The sequence below is a fragment of the Mycolicibacterium duvalii genome, assembly GCF_010726645.1.
GTDB lineage: Bacteria > Actinomycetota > Actinomycetes > Mycobacteriales > Mycobacteriaceae > Mycobacterium > Mycobacterium duvalii.
Genome location: NZ_AP022563.1, coordinates 2014906 through 2036455 on the forward strand (window position 1 = coordinate 2014906; position 21550 = coordinate 2036455).

A 21550-nucleotide genomic window follows, 5' to 3' on the forward strand; every position below is an offset into this window, starting at 1 on the left:
TCACTCGCTCCTTGCTTGCTCGGCTGACGCGACTCGGAAGATCGGCAGCAGCCAGCCGTCGGTGATCGGGGTGAAGTCGACGTGCAGGCGCGTCCCGATCTTCACCTCCTCGGGTGCCACGTCGACCACGTTGGACACCAGCCGGGCGCCGGGTGCATCGGGTAGGTCGAGCACTGCCGGCACCAGGGTCAGATCGGGCAGACCGGGAAACCCGTGCACCACCGCAAAGCTGTACACCGTTGCGGCACCGGAGAGTTCGATCCAGTTGACAGCCTTCGACTGGCAGTTGGGGCAGAACGGCGTGGGCGGTAGCCGGAAGGTGCCGCAGTCCCCGCATTGCGGAGCCACTAGGCGTCTCTCCTTGGCCGCCGTCCAGAACGGTTCGGTGCTCGCGTTCACCGCGATCCGAATGTGCTCACCGGGAATGGTCCCGGCCAGTGTTGCAGCAGGTGCGTTCATGACGCCCTCCCCAGGATCAGGCCGCTGACCGGGATGCTGGCGGGTCCGCCGGTGACGAGCGCCAGTTCGGCGTCGGCGACCTGGTTGATCGCGGTGCCGCGCATCTGCTCGACCCCCTCCATGATGTGGGTCATGCCGATGATGTAGGCCTCGGACAGCTGGCCGCCGTGCGTGTTGACCGGAATACTGCCGCCGTCGTGACGGATGGCGCCGCTTTCGACGAACGCGCCGCCCTCGCCTTTGGCGCAGAACCCGTAGTCCTCCAATTGCATCAACACCATCGGCGTGAAGTGGTCGTAGAGCAGCGCCACGTCGATGTCGGCGGCGCCGATGCCGGCCTGCCGGTAGAGCCGGTCGGCGATCGGCTTGTTACCCGAGGACGCGAAGTACTCGTCGGGCATCCCCATCCAGGCGAACGCCCTGCCCCAGTCTTTGACCCCGCCGTGCGCGGCGGCCACCACCGGAACGGCGGGCTGCCGCAAGTCCTTCGCCCGCTCCGCGCTCGTGGTGATCACAGCCACCGCACCGTCGGTCTCCTGGCAGAAGTCGTAGAGGCACAACGGTTCCGCGATCATTCGGGCGTTGAAATAGTCTTTCAGCGTCAGCGGCTCGGGGTGCATGGCCTTGGGCCGATTGGCCGCGTTGGCCCGGGTCGACAGTGCGATTTCGGCGAATGCCTCGCGCCGGGTTCCATAGAGGTGCATGTGCCTGCGCGCCAGCACCGACATCAGTTGGCCCGGACCGAACAGACCCGACGGTTGCAGGAACGAGTTGATCGGGTCGGGCTCCAACGCCGCGAACACCGATCCCAGCCGCTGTTGGGACTGCTGCAGCGCCATCACCGTCACCACCACCGACGCGTCTCCGGCAACGATGGCCGCCCGCGCCAACCCGATCGCGCCCGCCGAGCCTCCGCCGCCGGACGTCAGCGCCGCGGTGAACGTGACTTCGGGAATCCCAAGGGTTTCCATGAAGTCGGCGGTGTCCATCTTCTCGGTGTATCCCGCGCTGGCGCCGGAGTAGTAGGCGAAGCCGTCGATGTCGGTCACCGGCAGGCCGGCGTCCTCGCAGGCCGCCAGGATGGCCTCGCAGGCGAGTTCGGTGGTGGTCTTCGGCAGGGAACCGCCGCGTTTGTAGTACGGCGTGGCCCCGATACCGACGATCGCGACATCGCGTAGACCCGAGTTGTTTCCCACGGACTCAGACCAATTCGGCCGGGATCGGCGGGACGTCGGGGAACAACTCGTAGAAGGTGCCCTGGGTGATCCGCAGCCGGGTCTCGTCACTCACGCCGTCGAACAGTCCCTTGAGCGTGTCCTGGGTGTGACCGAAGGTGCCTTCCATGTGCGGGTAGTCGCTGCCGAACATCACGTTCTTGTAGCCCATGTGGTCGAAGGCGGCCACCGCCGTCTCGTCGTGCTGGAAGGACGCGTACACCTGGCTGTACAGGATTTCCTTGGGATTGCGAGAAAGCTTGGGGCGCACCGCCATATGGTGCTGCCGGTAGCCTTCGAGCAGGCGGTCGCCCAGGAACGGCACCCACGTCGCGCCACCCTCGGAGATCAGCACCTTGAGGTTCGGGTGGCGGTCCAGGGCGCCGGAGGCCACCATCTTCATCGCCGCGCGCTGCCCGGAGAACGTCGTCTCGGCGTAGTTCATGATCGCCCCGCCCGGTCCCCGATACACCTGGCCTGCGCCCCCGGAGGCACCGCCGACCGTCATGTCGACCGGGTCGGTGCCGATGTGGAAGGCGATCACCATGCCGGCTTCCTCGGCGGCCGCCCAGAACGGCTCCCATTCCTTGCGGTGCCAGTCGGGCGCGCTCGGGTGCGGCGTGGTGGGCAGGAAGACCGCCTTGAAATTCTTATCCGCCGCCCAGTGCAGCTCCTCGATCGCGTCCTCGACCACCAGCGTGGACACCTGAGCCGTCACGACGTATCGGGGCGAGACCGCGACGATCTCTTCCAGCGCCCATTCATTGCTGGCCCGCATGCAGGCCTTCAACAGCTCCGGGGTCCGGAAGGTCGATCCCCACATGCCCAGCGACGGGAAGATCACCTCACCCCAGACGCCTTCCTTGTCCAGGTCGCCCAACCGGGCCTTGGCGTCACGGATACCCTGTGGCTTCATGCTTTCCTCGATGAACTGCACCATCGCCGAGGAAGGCAGCTTGCGGCGGAAGATCTGCCCGTCCACCGAAACCGTCTCGTACTCGCCGTCAGGATCCTTCTCGGCGCGTGGCGTCAGGTCGGCCAGCTTCTTCGGCAGCCTGTTCTGCCACAGATCCTCGGGTTCCAGAAAGTGGGAGTCACCCGAATTCGTCCAGATCATGCTGGTTGCTCCTTCGAAGGTATGCGGGCCGCTTTCCGCTGATGATGCCAGCGAACAAGCCTGAAGTCCAGTATTTCTAATGCTTAGATATTACTATCTTCTTCGACGGTCTCGACAGGCGAAACTGTGAACCATGGGAGGAGGCCCGATGACCGAACTGGGTACCGACATGCCCGCCACCGCACGGCGCCGAAATGCCTCGGGCGAGTCCACCCGGGTGATGCTGATGGAGGTCGCCGAGCGGCTGTTCGCCACCCGCGGCATCGAGGCCGTGACGATGCGGGAGATCCAGGAGGCGGCCGGCCAGTCCAACACCTCGGTGATCCGGTACCACTTCGGCTCTCGCGACGGCCTCATCCGCGCCTTGATCGCCCACCGCCAGCGCACGCTCGGAACAGACCGCCAGCGGATGTTGGAAACCATGCGTGAGGAGGGCAAGGAAGCCGATCCGCGCGCGGTGGTGTGGCTGCTGGTCCGCCCGCTGGCCAACAGCATCGCGGCGGGCGAGATGTTCGTGCCGTTCCTGGCCCGGCTCAGCGAGGATCCGCGGGCGCGCAGCGATTATTGGCCCGAACACCTTCAGGACGAATGGACTCAGGACAGACTCGAAGAACTCGTCGACGCCGCACTGCAGGACCTCCCCGAGCGGGTGCGGCGAGGCCGCACGTTCCAGCTGTACACCAGCCTGATCAACGTGCTCGCCGCGGCTGCCCGCTCGGGGCACGGAATGAGCGAGGCGCAGTTGCACAACTACGTCGACGCCTGGGTCGGCATGCTGACCGCCCCGGTGTCCTACGAGACCCGCGGGCTGCTCGCCGGGCAGGACGGCGACTGATCGGCTCAGCTGCCGCCGCCGATCACCTCGGCCGTCCGCAGGGCAGCGATCCGGTCGTCGTCGACGCCGACCTCGCGCAGCACCGCGTCGGTGTGCTGACCGATCGTGCAGCCCGCGTCGGCCTTCGTCTGTGACCTGGAGAACCGGCACAACGGGGCTAGCCGGCGGTGCTCCGCGAAAATGGGACTGTGCGCCTCGACTGCATAGCCGGCCTCGAAGAACGGATCGGTCTGCAGCACGAACTCCGAGTTGCGTTCCGTCACCTCGACGCAACCGACGTCCTGCGAGGACAGCTCGCGCTCCCATTCTGACGCCGGCTTGGTGGCGAACACCGGGGTCAGTGCATCGATCAGGGCTTGGTCATGTTCGGCCTGTGATGCCGAGCCGGCAAAGCGTTCGTCGGCGTGCAGATCGACATAGGGAGCCATCGCCTTCGCAAGGGCGGGCCATTCGCGAGCCAGCGGTGCCGCGAGGAATACCCAGCCATCGGCGGCCCGGTACATCCGGTAGAGCGCATTGAGACCGAAGAACTGGTCGTCGGTGGATTCGATCGACGGACGCCCGGCGTATCCGGTGTTGTGGTTGATCACGGACTGCAGTGCGGTACCGAGCATCGTGGTGGTCATGTGCGGAAGTGTGATCCCGCGACGCTTGGCGTACAGGCCGACCAGCAGTGCCGAGGCCACGCCGAGGGCGGCGATGCCGTCGGATTGCACGGCCGGCACGGCGCTACCGGCGTGCAGGGTGATCGCCCGGCGGTGCGCTTCGTCGAGATCGGCCGGCCGGGTCGCGGCGCCGCGGCTGTCGATCACGGAGAGCCCGGAAGCCGCGCCGACCGACGGCGCATAGGCGGAGCGGTGGGCGTACGGGCCGTCGGCGCCGTAGCCGGACATGCTCAGCACGACCAGGTCCGGATTGGCCGCCTTCAGCTTCGCCTCGTCGATGCCGGCGCGTTCGGCGGCATCCCCGCGGAAGCACAGCAGCACCAGATCCGAACGCTTCGCCAACTCGTAGACCAGTTCCAGCCCCTCGGGCTTGGTGAAGTCGATGGCGACACTTTCCTTGCCCTGCAACACCTTCGCCCCGCCCGCCTCCGGGAACGCGACCAGATTGCGGATGTTGTCGCCGGCCAGCGGCTCGACCTTGATCACCCGCGCACCCAAGTCCGTCAGCAGGGTTGCACCATAGGGACCGGCGTACATGCTGCCGAACTCGAGCACCGTCACTCCGGTCAGCGGGGCCGCCACCGGGGGGTCGGTCCGAGGTGCGATCTCGGGCCGGGACTCATCGAAGTTCACCGAGGTGTTGTGTTCACCCAGTCGCGGCGCCGGCCGGATGGTGGTCAGCGGCTTGCGGTCGGAATGGATCAGCGTGGTGGGCTGGCGCACCGGCCCTAGATCGGGATCGTCAACCGTGACTGCCCGGCCGTCGTGGACGATCTGGGGATGGTCCAGCGCTTCGTCGGGGGTGCGGAACAGCTCGCCGCTCAGGTCGTGGTTGACGGCCATGGCCTGTTCCCACTCGGCGAGCGTGCGGGCACCCACCCGCTCCAGCATCATGTCCCACCACTCCATTCGGAGTTCCGGAGTGGGCAGCATCGGGAACCCGTGCCATTTCGGGTCGGCCAGCTCGCCGAGTAGGTCGAGTTCCTCCAACCAGGCGTGGATCAGCCGCGGCGACACCTGCGCGAACTGCAGCCACCGGCCGTCCTTGGTGGGCGCGACCAGCAGTGCATAGATCAGGTAGGCCTGCGGACGTCCCTGGTCGTCGTAGACGGCGTCCATCGGCTCGAACGCCCCCGGATAGCGTTCCAGCACCAACTCGTAGAACCAGTTGTAAGGGTCCATCGACCCCATCCCGGTGACCAGGTTCGACTCCACGATCTGGCCGAGCCCGCTGGAGTCACGTTCGATCAGTGCGGCGAGAACGCCCTGTACCGCGGCGTGGGCGGCGCCCCAGGAGGCGTAGGGCGTCGAGATGTAGGCGGGCCCGGGGCGCAGGGTCAGTCCGCGCTTCTCGTGCATGACGCCGGTTTTCGCCATGACCAGGGCTTCCCAGCCCTTGTAGTTGCGCCATGGACCGGTCGAACCCCATCCGGTGATGTTGGCGACCACCAGTTGTGGATAGCGCTCGGACAGCAGCTCCGGGCTCAGGCCCAGCCGTTCGGCCGAGGCGGGGCGCAGCGTGTTGACCATGACATCGGCCCGACGCAGCAGCGCGCGCAATCGGTCCAGATCGGCGTCGAGATGCAGATCGAGTGTCACGCTGCGCTTGCCGCGCAACAGCGCAGGCCAACCGGGCAGGTCGCGCAGCGGGCTCCCGTCGGGCGGCTCGACCATGATGACCTCGGCACCGCAGTCGGCGAGGAACTGCGTGGCCTGCGCACCGGGCAGGGTGGTCGAGAGATCAACCACCACCAGGCCGGTCAGTGGACCGTCGATCGCCGGGTCGTCTGCCGCCATATTCGCTCCCTACATCTGGGCCCAGAAGTCTTCACGCAGCGTTGTGACGCGCGCCACGCCAGCATGGCAGCGGCCAAGATTAATGTCAATGCATTAGCGTTAGATATATGCCTGTATGGTGCCGATCATGACCGAAGATCCCGCGGTTCGTGGCGGATTCCCGCAGATCCGAAGTTGGCAGGTACCCGCGCTGCGCAGTCCGGGCGGCGGTGCCGAGTACGGCGACATGATCGATGCGCTGCGCGATTTCCTCGACGGCGTTGCCGGCGCGGCTCCCGACACTGCGACGACAATAGAGCTCGCCCGGGACCTGCGTGGGTGGTCCGACCGGTTGGCCCCGGCTGCGGTTCCAGAACGCCGCCAGATTTTCGCCCGTCGTCTGGACCTGCCCGGGCGAGGCCAGACCATGTCGCCGAATTTCGTTCCTATCGCCGGTGACCGGGACAGCGTGCACGGCACGGTCCGGTTCGGCCGCTACTTCCTCGGCGGCGGCGGAGCGGTGCACGGCGGCGCGATACCACTGCTGTTCGACGAGGTGCTGGGCAGGCTGTGCAACTCAGGCGATCGTGCTCCGTCACGAACTGCGTATCTGCACACCGACTTTCGGGCCATCACGCCGGTCGGCAAAGAACTCACGGTACGCGGCTGGTTCGTCAGCGAAGAGGGCCGCAAGCGGGTACTGCGGGCGGAGTTGACAGACGGCGAAACCCTCTGCGCCGAAGCCGAAGGGCTTTTCATCGTGCTGCGTCCGGACCAGCCCTGACCGGCGCCAACTAAGTCGCTTCCGCGGCCGGTTCAACACGACGGATCAGGACTGGTGTCTCCCCCTGGGCGGAGACACTCTGAGCATGGCACTGTACATGCGGCGAGCGGTCGGTGCCGCGGGCAGCGGACGGGACCGGTCAGCCGAGAATGCCTGGATCATGTACGCCACGAACCGTTTCCAAGTATCAGGTGCCGCTTCGCGGGTCGCTGACAGAACCCCGGCATTGGCCATAAGCAGCATCACCAAATCCTCGGGAACGAAATCGGCACGTAGCCCACCCACAACCTTGGCGCGGTCGATCAACTCGACGAAGCCCGCGTGCGCACGGTCCCGCTCGGATTTCAGGCTGCCCGCACCGGGCGCCGTCAACGTGAGCAAGTCGGCAAAGCCGTGATCGGCGGCCTGCAGACCACAGACGGCTTCAACATACCCGCAGAAACCGTGCCACGGATCGTCATCGGCGAGCGCAACATCGACGGCGTCGGCGTACGCGGCCATCTTCTCCTGGAACGCTGCGCCGATCAGGTCCGCCCGACTGGGGAACCGTCGGTACAGCGTTCCCACCCCCACGCCAGCCTGACCGGCGATGTCCTCAAGGGATGCTTCCAGTCCACGCTCGGCAAATACCCGGCGTGCCGTGGCGAGGATGCGGACCCGATTGCGTTCGGCGTCGGCTCGCAGTGGTGATTCGCTCACCCAGGAATCATATAACCGGAGGTATACCTCCAGTTACGCTACGATGGTCGGCGACGAAGGGCGCATCCATGAATACTGTTTTGTGGGTCCTGCAGATCGTGCTGGCCGCGGCGTTTCTGATGGCCGGTGTGTTGAAGTCGACGCAGCCGAAGGGCAAGCTCGCGCAGAAGCTGCCATGGGTTGAGGACTTCTCCACCGGTACGGTCCGGTTCATCGGGATTGCCGAACTGCTGGGCGCGCTGGGCCTGATTCTGCCCGCGGTGACAGGCATCGCCCCGATCCTGACTCCGATAGCCGCGGCTGCACTGGCCGTGGTGATGGTGCTCGCGTCGGGCGTCCATGCGCGCCGTAAGGAACCGTCCGGAATCGCCTTCAATGCAGTGCTTTTCGTGATCGCAGCTGTCATCGCGTGGGGCCGGTTCGGGCCCTACGCGCTTTGAGTTCACGCCCACTCGGTTAGGAAGAATCCATGGCCAACATTCCCGCCTCCCACCGCGACCTGATCGAAGCGCCTGGCATCGCATCGCTGAGCACCATCGGCGCCGATGGCACACCCCAGGTCACAGCGCTCTGGTACCTCGCCGACGGCGACAAGGTGAAGACATCGCTGATGACCACCCGGCAGAAGTACAAGAACGTGGTGGCACACCCCAAGGCGACGCTGTTCATCATCGACCCGACCAACCCGTTCCGCACCCTCGAGGTGCGCGCGGACGCCTCCATCGAAGAGGATCCCGCCCTGGGATTGTTCGAGAGAATCGTCCGCCACTACGGCCAGGACCCGGACAACTTCCCCGCTCCTCGCGACAATCGCGTTGTCCTCGTCCTCACCCCGACCAGAGTCGTCACGCAGGGTTGATGACCGGCCGGTCGCACCGGAAATCTTTGCGGTGCAGAGCATTCAGCTCTCGTTTCGCGCAGTCACACCGCCGAGGTCGAGCGGGACGTCGCACACCGCAACCGGGACTGCCGGAAGGCCCTTGAAGTAACAGGTCGCTAACCAGGTGAACCATGTCATTGGTGGGGGTGCGATGATGCCGGTATCGACCGGATCGACATAGGAGCAATCGTGACCGACACGACCAACCTGGCCACCATCGAGTTCCAGGTGAGCGACCACGTCGCCACCGTGGCGCTCGATCGGCCCGAGAAGATGAACAGCTTCACCGAGCAGATGGCCGCCGACCTCGCCGCGGTCTGGGCCCGGGTCCGCGACGACGACGACATCCACGTTGCGGTGCTACAAGCCAACGGCGAGCGGGCCTTCTGTACCGGCATCGACGTGGCCCAGGGAATCTGGTGGGACCACAAGTCCATCTTCAACCAGGAGGATCCGGGCGTCCTGCTGGGTCCGAAGGCACACAAGGTGTGGAAGCCGGTGATCGCCGCGTTGCACGGCGTCGTAGCAGGCGGCGCGATGTACTTCGTCAACGAATGCGATTTCGCGATCTGTGCCGAGACCACCACGTTCTTCGACCCGCACGCCAACGCGGGCATCGTCTCGGCACTTGAGCCGATGGGCATGCTGCCGCTCGGCGTGCCCTACGGCGAGGTGATGCGCTGGGCGCTGCTGGGCAGCGAGGAACGGATGACGGCCCAGACCGCGTTGCGTATCGGCCTGGTCACCGAGATCGTCCCCGACGATCAACTGCGGGACCGCGCCGCCGAGTTGGCAGCCGAGATCGCCGCGCGCCGGCCCGAAGGGATTCAGGGAACGGTCCGGGCCATGTGGGAGGCGCGTGATCTACCGCCGACGCTCGCTGCGCGGCAAGGCAAGTTCTACACCGACCTCGGCAACGCCGGCGCCGAGCCCGACTCACTCAACAACAAGAAGAAGCCGCGGACTCGCTGAGAAGCCGACGACCGGTAGCCCTGCTGGGCGTCACGCGGCCCGGCGCGAGGTCATTGCCAGCTCACCTTAGAGATAGTTATATAGTTAGCGAGTTCTCGGCGAATGGGAGTCACGTGCACTACAACCTGATGTTCCCGATGCGGGCGGTCAAGCATTGGAATCGGTGGTGCGAGGGCGCCACCATCGGCGATATCGCGAAGCTGGTAGAGGAAGCCGGCTTCGACGCGTTCTCCATGTCCGAGCACCCCTATCCCGATCGGGATTGGCTGGCCCATGGCGGCCACCACGCGTTCGATCCGTTCGTGTCGTTGAGCTTCGCGGCGGCCGCGACCACCCGTATCCGGGTGATGACCTACATCCTGGTATCGGGATACCGCAGCCCGTATCTCACGGCCAAGGGAGCGGCGAGCCTGGACCTATTGTCCGGAGGCCGTTTCACGCTGGGCACCGGAGCCGGCTATCTGAAATCGGAATTCGAGGCGCTGGGAGCCGATTTCGGCCGCCGCGGCGCCTTGCTCGACGAAGCCATCGCCGCATGGCGGGCGGCGTGGGCCGGCGTTGATCACGACGGCCCGGAGTTCGGGGTCAGCGGTCACCTCGCGCTGCCGCCACCGCTGACTGCCGGCGGGCCGCCGATCTGGATCGGTGGCAACGGAGCGGCCGCACAACGCCGTGTCGTCGAGACGGCCGACGGCTGGATGCCGATGGCGGCGTCGGGTGAGATGGCGGCCATCACCCGGGCCCGTCCGCTGGAAGACATCGACACGTTGGGGAACTGGATCGCGACGGTCAACAAGCGGCGGGCCGAACTCGACCGCGGCCCCGCCGACGTGTCCTTCGTCCCGTTCGAGGCGGACCTGCTCGCCAGCGGCGACTGCACCGCGTTCACCGCCGCTGTGCAGCCCAAGCTGGACGATTACGCCGGGGCGGGCGTCACCTGGATCACCGTCGAGCCGGCCAGCCGGAGTTTCTCCGACTTCCGCACCGATATCGAGCTGCTGGCCTCTCAACTGATCCACCGCTGAACGGCAGCGAACCATGGCCCTGCCCGATCTTGTCCTGGTCCACGGCGGCGAGCACGCCGGCGATTGCTGGGATCTGACCGTCGCCGAACTGCGCCGTCAGGCACCGCAATTGCGCACCCTGGCGGTGGATCTGCCGGGCCGCGGACGTACACCGGGAAATCTCGGCACCGCGACGATCGGCGAGTGGGTGGACTCCGTCGTCGCCGACATCGAAGCCGAGGGCCTGGGCGACATCGTGATCGCCGGCCACTCGATGGCCGGGGTGACGGTGCCCGGCGTCGTCGCCAAGCTCGGCTCGGCGCGGGTGCGGGAGATGGTCTTTGCCGCGGCGTTCGTACCGCCCCAGGGACAGGCGATCGTGGACACCTTGGGCGGCCCGCTGGCAGTCTTCGCGCGATACGCGGCCAGGGGTGGCAGGTCGTTCAAGGTGCCCGGACTGGCGGCTCAATACGCCTTCTGCAACGGCATGACACGACAACAGCGCCGACTGACTCTGTCGAAGTTGTATACCGAATCCGCGCGGATCGGTGCCGAACCCGTGGACCGCAGCGGGCTACCGGACGACGTGCCGCGCACCTGGATCCTGACCACCCGCGACCGAGCTCTGTCGCAGAAGTCCCAGCGGGCCAGCATGGCCGCACTCGGCGGGGTCGAGGACGTGATCCCCATCGACGCGTGCCACGACGTGATGTTCAGCCACCCGGAACTCTTGGCACAGATCCTGGTCGAGCGATGCCGACTGCGAGAATGAGGGTGAGATGACAGACTCATCAGCAAAGCCGTCCAGATCCGTGCCGAGTTGCTTCTTCGTCACCGACGGCAAAGGCTATGTGCCAACCGCTTTGGCGAGAGGACCATGGGGGCCCTCGCTCAGCGGTAACTACGTCGGCGGATTACTCGGGCGGACGGCCGAGCAAGCAGTCGACGATGTCGACCTGCAACCCGCTCGACTGACGGTCGACCTGCTCAGACCGGTGGCGCTGCAACCCGTGCAGGTGCGTTCGTCGGTGGTGCGGGACGGCCGCCGGCTTCGACTGGTCGACACGGTCATGACCCAGAACGACGTCATCGTGGCAAGGTCCAGCGCACTGTTCCTCCGTCGTGGCGAACACGCCGAGAACGCGGTGTGGACGACGCCCATCACGATGCCCGCGATCCCGCCGGAACCCGATGTGGTCGATGACGACCTGCCTATGTTGCTCCATTCGTTCGGTCGCGATCCGGTCGCAGGCAGTCGCGGGGTCGGGGTCACCGAATGGCGGCACGACGGGCAGAAATTCGCCTGGGTGCGGGAGACGAAGCTGCTCGTCGACGACGAGCCACTGTCGCCCTTCACCCGCGCGGTCATGGCCGGCGACGTGACAAGTTCGCTAACCCATTGGGGCACTGAAGGTCTGCAGTTCATCAACGCGGACTACACCGTCACGCTCAGCAGGTTGCCCCAGGGTGTCTACATCGGATTGGCGTCGGTGACGCATTACCGCCATGCCGGCGTCGCCACCGGCGTGGCAACACTGTTCGACGAGACGGGACCCATCGGCAGCGGCATGGCAACGGCGCTGACGAACCCCGGTTTCACCGTCCCGCCGTCGATGGTGTCGAACTGAGTGGTCGGCTGGACGGAGGTAGTCAAGTGACCACTTGACAAGCAATCTGCGGATCTGTAACTTGCGTCACACCGCACCAATGAGGACCGGGAGGCCGGATGGCGGTTGGCTTCGGCCTGCCCGGCATCGAGATTAACTCGGTTTCCACGCCGCGAACCACAATCCGCGGCGTTATATCGGTAGGGCCTTCGTCAATCGCTACGCGATGCCTGGCGCCGGCATCTCATTCGGGTAACCGAACCCGGCGGGTCGGGCAGTTCCGACACTGAAAGCGAGGTATCAACATGGGCAATGGACTTGATGGCAAAGTCGCCTTCATCACCGGTGCGGCACGCGGCCAAGGCCGTTCGCACGCGGTGCGATTCGCCGAAGAGGGCGCCGACATCATCGCTGTCGATCTCTGCGAGCAGATCGACAGCGTCATTTATCCGATGGCCACCCCCGCGGACCTGGAAGAGACCGTCCACCTCGTCGAGAAGACCGGTCGCCGCATCGTCGCGGAACAGGCCGATGTCAGGGACTACGATCGGCTGAAGGCCGTCGTCGCCAACGGGGTGGCCGAATTCGGCCGACTGGACTTCGTTTTGGCCAACGCGGGCATCATGCCGACCCTCGGCGAGCCGTCAAACGAGATTTCTGCCTATCTCGACGCGGTCAACGTCATGCTCAACGGCGTGCACTTCACGGTCGAAGCGGCGCTGCCCGCGCTGTTGGACAACGCCGAGGGTGGCGCCATCGTCATCACCAGCTCGTCGGCCGGCCTGAAGGCCGGCGGCGTCCGGCTCAGCACCATGAGTCACGGTACGGCCGGGTATGCCGCCGCCAAGCACGGTGTCGTCGGACTGATGAGGTACTATGCGAATGCACTGGCCGAGAAGAACATCCGCGTCAATACCGTGCACCCCACCGGCGTCGCCACCCCGATGGTGGTCAACGAGCAGTTCATGCAGTACGCGGTGGAGCATCCCGAATTCGGCGAGACGATGCAGAATCTCCTGCCCAATGCTCCAGTCATCGAACCCACCGACATCACCGAAGCCATGGTCTACCTGTGCGGCACCTCGGGCCGCTACATCACCGGGATCACCCACACGGTCGACGCCGGTCTTGTCGTGAAATGACCACCCAACGAGGAGAACACCTGTGACCAAACCGCTGGACGGCATCAAAGTGCTCGACTTCTCCGAGCACGGCTACGTGCCATCGGCCGCGGCAGCGCTCGGCGACTTCGGGGCCGACGTCATCAAGATCGAGCGACCCGGCGGCGATGCCATGCGCAGCATCATCAGCCGCGGCATCGTGCCCACCCGCGACGGTTACGACTACCTCTTCGAGATCTGCAACAGAAACAAGCGCGGCATCTGTCTGGACGTTGAAAGCGCCGACGGCCGTGAGGTATTCGAACGGCTGGTCCGGTGGGCCGAGGTCTACATCACCAATCAGCTTCCCCGGGTACGCCGCAAACTGCGCACGGATGTGGCCGACCTGATGGCGATCAATCCCAGGCTCGTCTACGCCAAGGGCCACGGTCAGGGCCAGCGCGGGAATGACGCCGAGGTCGGCGGATACGACGGGGTGTCCTACTGGGCGCGGGGAGGGGTCGCGGATGTCCTGACCGCGCCGGATGCCACCGCCCCCGCACAGCAACGGCCCGCACTCGGCGACATCCCCAGCGGGATGTTCCTCGCCGGCGGGGTGTGCGCCGGCCTGGTGCACGTGTTACGCACGGGCAAGGGCACCGTCGTCGACGGCTCGCTTCTGGCGAGCGCGACGTGGACGTTGGCGCCCGACCTTGCCTACAGCTCGTTGACCGACGAAAAACTTCCGGTGCCTTCCCCGGACGTGATGACACCGCTGATGCGGCAGTACCGGACTGCCGACGGGTACTGGATCGCGTTGATGATGATCGACGAGGGCCGCTACTGGGACCCGCTGTGCGCCGCCCTGGGGTTGCATGAATTCGCCGAGCACGGTGCCGACGCGGACTCGAGGAGGGCGGTGTGGCCGCGCCTGGCCGATCGCCTGGAGACGGTCATGAGCACACTGGACCGCGACAGTATCGCTGCCCGGCTGCGGACTCATGACTGCATCTTCTCGTTCTACTCCACGCCCACCGACGTTCTCGCCGATGACGCCGTGAACGACAACGGCTATCTGATGCCGCACCCAGCCAATCCCGATCTCCGACTGGCGGCCGCACCCGTTCAGTTCGACGACGCGTGGCCTGCGATCCGCAGCGCGGGTCCGGCCCTCGGCGAACATTCTCGACAGATCCTGAACGAGATCGGCTACGCCGCATCCGACATCGAGCGTCTGTGTAACGAGCACGTGATCGGCGGATGACGCCTCACCCATGGTGGGGGTTGCCCGGGGCTCAGCCAGGTCTGCGAAGGCCGTAGTGAATGAATGTCGCAAGCTCGTCGACGATGCGGTCGCGGTCGGGCACCGCTACGCCGTCCGGGTAGGCGCCGGGCAGGAAGGCCGCGCTAGTACCGATCAGAATCATGATCAAACGCAGCAAGATAGCCGGATCATTGTCGCGAAAACCATTGCGTCCCAGATAGTCCGCGAACATCGGGGCAAGTGGCTCGTACATCTGACCGGCCAGTTCGCGCACCGCGAGATCATCGATGCCCGCGGGACCGCTGATGAGCACCTGCATCATGGTCATCGCCACGGTCCGGTTCTCATAGACCAGGTCGAAGAGTTGACCGACGAAGTTTACGAACCGCTCGTGATCATTGTCGGCCCAGGTGCCCTGGGCGGCCTCCCACCGTGGCGTGACCGACTGCAGCAGTTCGACGATCGGGCGAACGACCGCCTCCTGAAGCAAGGCGTTTTTTGAGCCGAAGTACCGAAAGATCAGGTCCTCGGACACCTCTGCGCGATCGGCGATCTGTCGCGTTGTCGTCGCAAACGGCCCCCGTTCGGCGAACAGTTCCTGGGCCGCGTCGAGTAACAGTGCCGACGCGGTGCCACGGCGGACCCGGGGCCCGGTCCGCGGCGCATGCCGGCCGGCCTCTCGCTTGGTCGATGCCATGGCCAGCATGGTAACGGCAACCATCGCTGGAAAATCGAACCTCAGTCGTAGGGCGTCATCGGTGGCGATGCCCCCCAGGTGGGTCAGATCTGAAGCGGGTAACCGCCCGACACCATCAACGTGTCCCCGGTGATGAACTTGGCTTCGTCGGAACAGAAGAAGAACAACGCACCGACGAGATCGTTCATCTCGCCCTGCCGTTTGATGAGCTGGTTGGAATTGATGAACTCGTCGATGAGCCCGGCGGGCAGCTCTTGGAGCGCCTGTGGTGATGCCATCAGGCCAGGCGTCAGACTGCAGACGCGGATACCGTCGGCAGCCAGCTCCTCAGCCAGGCCGACAGTGAGCCCGCGCACGGCGAGTTTGGAGATCGCGTAGGGGGTGCTACCCCGGTAGCCGGCGATCGACGAGATGTTGACGATGACTCCCCCACCGCGCGCCCGGAGCAGCGGCCCGAAGAACTCGGCACAATTCACGATCCCGATCACGTTGACGTCGAACAGACTTCGCCATTTGGTTCGCGGCAAGACGGTCAGCGGGACGTTGTATTCCATCAGATGTTTACCGGCGTTGTTGACCAGGATGTCGATGCCACCGAACCGCTCGTCGACCAACTGCGCGGCCTGCTGAACGGAAGTCTCGTCACCGACATCGCACGTCACTGCGAAAGCTTCACCGGTGCCACGGTCGTTGATCTCGGCGGCGACCCGCCGGGCACCATCCGCATTGATGTCGGCGATGACCACACCGTCGGCACCTTCGTCGATGAACCGGTGCGCGAACGTTTCGCCGAATCCCTGCGCTGCACCCGTGATACATACGGTCTTGCCCGCGAAACGGCTTTCGGCGCTCAGGTGATGGCTCCTTCGATCTTCAGCTCGATCAGGTCATGATCGCCAATTCCCAATTCCCGCAACACCTCATCGGTGTGTTCGGCGAACATCGGCGCCCGGGTGAGGTGAGCGGCGGCCTCGTCAAATTTCACCGGATTGGCCACCAACCGCTGCTTGTTGCCCTGCGCATCGACGACATCGGCGATGCGGCCGTTGGCGATCAGCGATTCATCGTTGGCGGCCTCCCAGGCGTCCTGCACCGGAGCCCACTGGCCGCCGGACAGGTTGAGGAGCCGCTTGCACTCCTCGAACGTCCGCGAACCGATCGCGTGCACGATCAGCAGGGTGGCCTCCTCGGCGTGCGCCGCCAGTGACTCCAGCGAGGCGAACCTCTCGTCGTCGGCCGCGTCCTCCATGCCGAACAGCCGGCATACCGGCGACCAGTATCGGGTCGGTTGCAGCATCGACAACTGGATGAACCGTCCGTCCGAGCACCGATAGGCACCGACGAGCGGGTTGCCGAGTACCTGACCGCGGTGGTCCATTTTGGGTAGCGGGCAGTCGTACAACATCGCCAGGTTGAGGTTGAACTGGTTGGCCCATGCCCCCACCGCCAGCAGGGATACGTCGATCACCGAGGTCTGGCCGGTAGCCTGCCTGCCGTACAACGCCGCGGCTACCGCGCCCGCGATGGTGATGCCGCCCATATTGTCGCCATACCCTCCGGCAGGCATGCCGGTCGGCGCTTCGCAGTCGGTCGGCGACACCCCGTCGGCACTGCCCGAACGCGCCCAGAACGCCGTCACATCGTGCGCGCCGGTGTCCCGGTCCGGGCCCTCGCTGCCGAAACCGCTGCCCGCGACGTAGACGATCGATGGGTTGATTCGGCGGATTTCGTCGAGGTCGATCCGGAGTTTGTCCCGCGCCTGCGGGAGATAGTTGGTCAGGAAGACATCGCTACGGCGGACGAGTTCCTCGAACACCGGGCGCGACTGGTTGAGGGCGAGCGACAGGCCCACGCTGCGTTTGCCACGGTTCGGCGCCTCCATCAGGGGCGCGAACGCGACGCCCGGCGTCTTCGCCGAACGTCCCGCAACGGTCACCAACCCCCGTTGCGCATCGCCGGTCACGGGATTCTCGATCTTGATGACGTCGGCACCCCAGTCGGCGAGCACCGCGCCCGCCGAAGGCACGAACGTGAATTGCGCTACTTCGAGGACGCGCACACCGGTCATCGGTTTCTGCATTTACCCACATCCATCCTCGGGGCCAGGGCTGAGCATGCCGAAGCACATCGCAATGCGCCTCTTGATCATTATTGATTCACTTGTGAGATTCATTGGGGTGACAGTATCGGGGCAGGCTTTCGCGTGCCGTCGAGATCCAAATCACACCAGACATAGGTTACTAGGTATACAACGTTGACCGGAAGCCGCCGACGCACAAATATGTCGGCCGCATCTTGAACCACAAGCACGACTTTTGTGTGGTTCACGGCACACGCCAAGGTCAGCTGTGGCTTCGAGTCAAGGTTTGTCGGCACCGCAGGGATCGCGACAATGACGGGCACGTCGCAGCGGACGAGTTCGGGCCGTGCCGCGCCTTGGGGCGCCGATGCGCCCGTCGGCGAGGAACAGGCGCGGGAGCGACTGCTGGCCGCCGCCGAAGCCTGTTACGCCGAGCGCGGACCTGCCCGCACCCGAATGAGCGATATCGCACAGAAGGCCGGCGTTCATCGCCGCACCGTCTACGACTACTTCCCCACCAAAGACGCGCTGTTGGCCGCATCGTTCTTGCGTGCAGTCAAGGCGGTGCTCGACGCCGCCGAAGCTCATTGGGCCACCGACGAACCTTTCCTGGACCGACTCGTCAACGCGACGGTGGTCGGACTGGCGGCGGCTCGGAGCTCACCGGCCATGGCGCTGTTGGTCGGCACCGAAGACTTCGGGCGAACCCTTCGCGCGGCTGAGGCCTCCGAGGTCTGGGGCCGGCGTCTCGCGGAGGTACTCGGCCGACGCCTGGAAGTCGCCGTGGCGTCCGGTGAGGTCCGCCAAGACCTGACGGTCGACACCATGGCGCGCTGGGTAACCCGCATCGGGTTCAGCCTGATCGCCGAACCCGGCCGGGCCGAGGACGGCGGCGACGAAGGACTCATCCGCGCCTTTCTGCCCGCCTGCCTCGCTCCCCCGGCGGGCTCAGTCTCTTGAACATATTGAACAAGTATCGCACTATCTGATCAGTCTCGGCTATGGTTGCGCAATGGCGATCGAGGTACTGAAATCGGGGCGGACGTACGCAGGGCTCGGCTGGTTCATGGCGTTCGACGCCGCGATCTACGCCGTCCCACTGCCGTTCGTCACCGAAGGACTGGACAAGGTGGAGTTCCCGGCGCGCTATCGGTGGATCTTCCCGCCGATCAAGGCGGCCGCGGCAGTGGGATTGTTGTCGGCCCGACGTTTTCCGGCGCTGGGGCGGCTGACCACCGCCATGCTCACGCTCTATTTCGCCTTGGCCGTCGGCTCCCATATTCGCGCCCGCGACATCAGCAGCAGCATGGGTGCCGCTGGAACGTTCTTGGGTATCTTCGCGACGATGACTGCGCTGGGCCCGCCGCGTGACGACGACCGGCAGTCGTGACAACCAGCCCGACGCAGTGGCCCCTCGTACGCCGCCCTACCACGGAGTCCCGATGACCGAAGAAGATCTTGTTCACTACAGCGCGACCAATGGTGTCGCACTCATCACCGTCAACGACCCGGACCGTCGGAATGCGGTCAACGACTCCATGTCCGCGCAGTTGCGCTCGGCGGTGGAACGGGCCGAAGCCGATTCAGGCGTGCACGCCCTGGTGGTCACCGGAGCGGGCAAGGCGTTCTGTGCCGGTGCCGACCTGAGCGCGCTGGGTTCGGCCGCGGAGGAAGGTCTGCTGCGGCTGTACGACGGCTTCATGGCACTGGCCAACTGCACGCTACCGACCATCGCAGCGGTCAACGGCGCCGCCGTCGGGGCCGGCCTCAACCTTGCGCTGGCCGCCGATGTCCGCATCGCCGGGCCGAAAGCCGTGTTCGACACCCGGTTTCAGAAGCTGGGCCTGCATCCGGGTGGGGGCTGCACGTGGATGTTCGACCGCGCTGCGGGAACCCAGGTAGCCCGGGCGGCACTCCTGTTCGGTATGTCGTTCGACGCCGAGGCGGCGGTTCGCCACGGCTTGGCTCTTCGGGTGGCCGACGACCCGGTCGCGGACGCACTCGAACTGGCCGCCGGGCCCGCCGCTGCTCCGCGCGAGGTGATACTGGCCACCAAGGCGTCGATGCGCGCGACCGCCAATCCGGGTCAGGTGGACATCGATCAGCACGCGCTTGCCAAGCAGATCGAGCTCAAGCCGCAGGCCCGTTCGATCCGGTCACCCGAATTCGCACAGCGGCTGGCCGCCGCTCAGCGGCGGTAGCCCCGGCGCAGCCTTAGGCGCGGGTGTCGATACCGAGTTCCTCGGAGGTGTCCCGAGCGATCCCCGCGTCCGGCAGGTAGGAGAAGTCCCCGTCGCGCTGCCTCGCCGCCAGCTGCTGGTAAACCTTGCGGTAACGCAGTCCCGCCTTGTCGAAGCGTGAGCTGAGGTCCTGCTGATCGTGTCTCCGGGCTCCCACGTACTTTGCATTCTGCTTGCGGATGGCCCAATTATCCTGCCGCCCCACGGGATGTGCCGACAGCGGGAACACCGCCCGGGCAAAACCGGGCATGTAGCGAGGATTGAAGAGCGCAGGCACCCGGCACCGGGTACGCGATTCCGGGTTGGTCGGGTGGATCATCGGCATCGACATCCCCGGATTGAAATCGCCATGCAGAACACATAATCCGCTGCGGACGTAGGTGATCGTGACGGCACGGACGTTCTGCGTCTTGGCTCCCCCGGCGAGCGCCTTCTGCATCTGCGGGATGGGCCGGCCGTGGGCGGTCCGGATCATGGTGACGGTCTCCGAGGTCGAGTACACGTCGATGACATCGTCTTCGGACAGGGCGTCCCCGGTCAGCTTGGAATGCAGGAAATCCGCGTGCGTCAGGTCGAGCAGGTTCTCGCACACCAGCTCATAGGTGCAGTCGTACACCACCGTTGCCTGGAACCGGCGCGGTAAGCCCTCGACCGGGGTGTGCGGAATGCAGGGCAGGAACTCTGCCGACGCGTTGAGCGGATCGCCGTACCAGACCCAGGCATATCCGTAGCGCTCGATGAGCGGATAGTGACCGGTGGCATCCAGGAACGCCGAACCCGGACGCGCGGTCGCCGGGGTACCCGGGGTGGCGTCGGTGGCCCGCAGCACGCCGGAGCCGTCCCGGTAGAAGATGACGGGTTCGCCGTGTAGCGCTCGAGCGACGGGTCGGCGCTTCACCTGGTTGGCGTGCACCAGCGGGAACCATGCGTCGCGCAAGGCGATGGCGCCCGGCCGGAATTCCTTCGGCGCACCACCGAGGCTTTCGATCGTCTCCGTCACCGCTGATTCCCTTCGTCGTCACGATGTCCGGCGACGGATGTCGCGCAGAGCATCGACCGCATCATCGATTGCAGATTCGGCGGCATCCACCACGGCCTCGGCCCGCGATGACGCCCGCAGCGCCGCGGCGCGGGCAGCTGCGGTGGCCGGCCCTGGTCCCGCACCGTCGAACGTCGTGGTCCAGCGCACCACTGTGCGATAGCGGCCGATCGGTGTCAGGCCGACCACCACCCGGGCCGCCGGAACGTGCCCGCGGGCCGCGACGTCGATGGTTGCCAGGCCGGTCACCGCATCCATCGTCGTGGTACTGCCCGCGACACCCTTGGCCAGCGGCCCGAACGTCGAAACCCGTGGCAGATCAAGCACATAACGCCGCCGCTGCACCGACACCGACGATGCGTCCACATCGATGACCGGACCGAGCACCTCGTCCCCGGCGCCGATCAGCCAAGACTGTCCGAGCAGCTTGCCGGGATTCCAGAGCACCGCATCGCACACTTCGGCATGCGGAGCCCGCACGGTCATCTGGCCCGATACCGACCGCCCACCGGAAGGCGGTCCCCCGACCGGGGATGGCGGCGCTGCAACGTCAACGGGTTCGGGTTGCCCGGCGGACCAGACGAACACCAATGGGCCCACGACGGCCGTCGGCGACATCGTCGTACCTTCGTCGGGTTCGGCACCGGTCGGTGGGCCGACGCGCGGCGCCAGGGCCGGCGACCGAAGCCCCCACCCGAACGCATCGGCCACGTTCTCCACGGTGGCGAACACGCCCACCTTGATACCGCGGGGCACTCGTTCACCCTGGCTCAGGTTCGGGATGGCGGTGCATTGGCCGGTGGCACCGTCGTAGCACCAACCGTGATACGCGCACTGCAGATAGCCGTCTTCGGTGATCCGCCCCATCGACAGCGGCAATCGCCGGTGCGGGCACGCGTCGTCGACCGCGCGTACCGTGCCGCCGAGGTCGCGATACACCGCGAAATCCTGGTTCCCGAGTCGAAAGGCGCTGGGATGCTGGCGGATCTCGTCACTGAACGCGATCGGCCACCACGCGTGGCGCAGGCCGGTCTGGTTCGTTGTCCGCGTTGCGGACGCCGGCCGGGTAACCGCGCCGTCAGTCGGGCCCATCTAGTGAATCCGCCATAACTGCATGA

At 65.9% G+C, this 21550-nt stretch carries 23 protein-coding genes; 13 read left to right on the forward strand and 10 right to left on the reverse strand.

Translation table 11 applies throughout. The features are described from left to right. From G6N31_RS09305 to G6N31_RS09315, 3 genes are read right to left on the reverse strand one after another with little or no spacing between them, the layout of a single operon-like run. On the reverse strand, positions 1-459 hold the full coding sequence (locus G6N31_RS09305) for a Zn-ribbon domain-containing OB-fold protein (RefSeq protein WP_098004697.1): 459 nt from the start codon (positions 457-459) through the stop codon (positions 1-3). Continuing rightward, positions 456-1655, reverse strand: coding sequence for a thiolase C-terminal domain-containing protein (locus G6N31_RS09310; RefSeq protein WP_098004696.1), 1200 nt, complete (start codon positions 1653-1655; stop codon positions 456-458). The genes G6N31_RS09305 and G6N31_RS09310 overlap by 4 nt, the downstream gene beginning before the upstream one ends. A gap of 4 nt (positions 1656-1659) precedes the next feature. After that, complete coding sequence (locus tag G6N31_RS09315) at positions 1660-2790, reverse strand: amidohydrolase family protein (RefSeq protein ID WP_098004695.1); 1131 nt, start codon at positions 2788-2790, stop codon at positions 1660-1662. A 148-nt stretch (positions 2791-2938) separates the two neighbouring features. Between G6N31_RS09315 and G6N31_RS09320 the strand changes: the two genes are divergently transcribed. Further along, on the forward strand, positions 2939-3625 hold the full coding sequence (locus tag G6N31_RS09320) for a TetR/AcrR family transcriptional regulator (protein ID WP_098004694.1): 687 nt from the start codon (positions 2939-2941) through the stop codon (positions 3623-3625). A 5-nt stretch (positions 3626-3630) separates the two neighbouring features. Here G6N31_RS09320 and G6N31_RS09325 read toward each other — a convergent pair whose 3' ends face one another. Further along, positions 3631-6087, reverse strand: coding sequence for a CaiB/BaiF CoA-transferase family protein (locus tag G6N31_RS09325; RefSeq protein ID WP_098004693.1), 2457 nt, complete (start codon positions 6085-6087; stop codon positions 3631-3633). 226 nt (positions 6088-6313) lie between these two features. Between G6N31_RS09325 and G6N31_RS09330 the strand changes: the two genes are divergently transcribed. Then, entirely contained in the window at positions 6314-6850 is a 537-nt protein-coding gene (locus G6N31_RS09330; protein WP_098004744.1) for a PaaI family thioesterase, read from the forward strand. Between the two features lie 45 nt (positions 6851-6895). Here the strand turns inward: G6N31_RS09330 and G6N31_RS09335 are convergent, their stop codons facing one another. Beyond that, complete coding sequence (locus G6N31_RS09335) at positions 6896-7549, reverse strand: TetR/AcrR family transcriptional regulator (RefSeq protein WP_234815407.1); 654 nt, start codon at positions 7547-7549, stop codon at positions 6896-6898. Positions 7550-7617: 68 nt separating this feature from the next. Between G6N31_RS09335 and G6N31_RS09340 the strand changes: the two genes are divergently transcribed. From G6N31_RS09340 to G6N31_RS09375, 8 genes are all read left to right on the forward strand, one after another. Next, a complete protein-coding gene (locus tag G6N31_RS09340; RefSeq protein ID WP_098004691.1) occupies positions 7618-7989 on the forward strand; it encodes a DoxX family protein in 372 nt (123 codons plus the stop codon). Positions 7990-8018: 29 nt separating this feature from the next. Then, entirely contained in the window at positions 8019-8408 is a 390-nt protein-coding gene (locus G6N31_RS09345) for a PPOX class F420-dependent oxidoreductase (protein WP_098004690.1), read from the forward strand. Positions 8409-8618: 210 nt separating this feature from the next. Continuing rightward, a complete protein-coding gene (locus G6N31_RS09350) occupies positions 8619-9401 on the forward strand; it encodes an enoyl-CoA hydratase/isomerase family protein (RefSeq protein WP_098004689.1) in 783 nt (260 codons plus the stop codon). A gap of 128 nt (positions 9402-9529) precedes the next feature. Further along, positions 9530-10426, forward strand: coding sequence for a TIGR03619 family F420-dependent LLM class oxidoreductase (locus tag G6N31_RS09355; RefSeq protein ID WP_179964328.1), 897 nt, complete (start codon positions 9530-9532; stop codon positions 10424-10426). Positions 10427-10439: 13 nt separating this feature from the next. After that, positions 10440-11177, forward strand: a complete 738-nt coding sequence (locus tag G6N31_RS09360; RefSeq protein ID WP_098004687.1) for an alpha/beta fold hydrolase — start codon at positions 10440-10442, stop codon at positions 11175-11177. A 7-nt stretch (positions 11178-11184) separates the two neighbouring features. Further along, complete coding sequence (locus tag G6N31_RS09365; protein WP_098004686.1) at positions 11185-12033, forward strand: thioesterase family protein; 849 nt, start codon at positions 11185-11187, stop codon at positions 12031-12033. Positions 12034-12317: 284 nt separating this feature from the next. Next, on the forward strand, positions 12318-13154 hold the full coding sequence (locus tag G6N31_RS09370; protein WP_098004685.1) for a mycofactocin-coupled SDR family oxidoreductase: 837 nt from the start codon (positions 12318-12320) through the stop codon (positions 13152-13154). 22 nt (positions 13155-13176) lie between these two features. Next, positions 13177-14376: a CaiB/BaiF CoA transferase family protein gene (locus tag G6N31_RS09375; RefSeq protein WP_098004684.1), complete on the forward strand. Its 1200-nt coding sequence runs from the start codon at positions 13177-13179 to the stop codon at positions 14374-14376. Positions 14377-14407: 31 nt separating this feature from the next. Here G6N31_RS09375 and G6N31_RS09380 read toward each other — a convergent pair whose 3' ends face one another. The 3 genes from G6N31_RS09380 to G6N31_RS09390 all read right to left on the reverse strand — a co-directional run bounded on the left by G6N31_RS09380 (position 14408) and on the right by G6N31_RS09390 (position 17153). Next, positions 14408-15073: a TetR/AcrR family transcriptional regulator gene (locus tag G6N31_RS09380; protein WP_163722116.1), complete on the reverse strand. Its 666-nt coding sequence runs from the start codon at positions 15071-15073 to the stop codon at positions 14408-14410. A gap of 83 nt (positions 15074-15156) precedes the next feature. Continuing rightward, positions 15157-15927, reverse strand: a complete 771-nt coding sequence (locus G6N31_RS09385) for an SDR family NAD(P)-dependent oxidoreductase (RefSeq protein ID WP_098004682.1) — start codon at positions 15925-15927, stop codon at positions 15157-15159. Continuing rightward, a complete protein-coding gene (locus G6N31_RS09390; protein ID WP_098004681.1) occupies positions 15924-17153 on the reverse strand; it encodes a CaiB/BaiF CoA transferase family protein in 1230 nt (409 codons plus the stop codon). Before G6N31_RS09390 ends, G6N31_RS09385 begins: the two co-directional genes overlap by 4 nt. 312 nt (positions 17154-17465) lie before the next feature. Between G6N31_RS09390 and G6N31_RS09395 the strand changes: the two genes are divergently transcribed. The 3 genes from G6N31_RS09395 to G6N31_RS09405 are packed head-to-tail and all read left to right on the forward strand — an operon-like array spanning position 17466 to position 19354. After that, on the forward strand, positions 17466-18113 hold the full coding sequence (locus tag G6N31_RS09395) for a TetR/AcrR family transcriptional regulator (RefSeq protein WP_098004680.1): 648 nt from the start codon (positions 17466-17468) through the stop codon (positions 18111-18113). Positions 18114-18171: 58 nt separating this feature from the next. Then, positions 18172-18543: a DoxX family protein gene (locus G6N31_RS09400; RefSeq protein ID WP_098004743.1), complete on the forward strand. Its 372-nt coding sequence runs from the start codon at positions 18172-18174 to the stop codon at positions 18541-18543. A 52-nt stretch (positions 18544-18595) separates the two neighbouring features. Continuing rightward, a complete protein-coding gene (locus G6N31_RS09405; protein ID WP_098004679.1) occupies positions 18596-19354 on the forward strand; it encodes an enoyl-CoA hydratase in 759 nt (252 codons plus the stop codon). 13 nt (positions 19355-19367) lie between these two features. Here the strand turns inward: G6N31_RS09405 and G6N31_RS09410 are convergent, their stop codons facing one another. Both G6N31_RS09410 and G6N31_RS27195 read right to left on the reverse strand, forming a co-directional pair. Next, positions 19368-20393: an oxygenase gene (locus G6N31_RS09410; protein ID WP_098004678.1), complete on the reverse strand. Its 1026-nt coding sequence runs from the start codon at positions 20391-20393 to the stop codon at positions 19368-19370. Between the two features lie 18 nt (positions 20394-20411). After that, positions 20412-21524, reverse strand: coding sequence for a Rieske 2Fe-2S domain-containing protein (locus G6N31_RS27195; protein ID WP_098004677.1), 1113 nt, complete (start codon positions 21522-21524; stop codon positions 20412-20414). Positions 21525-21550 lie beyond the last annotated feature (26 nt).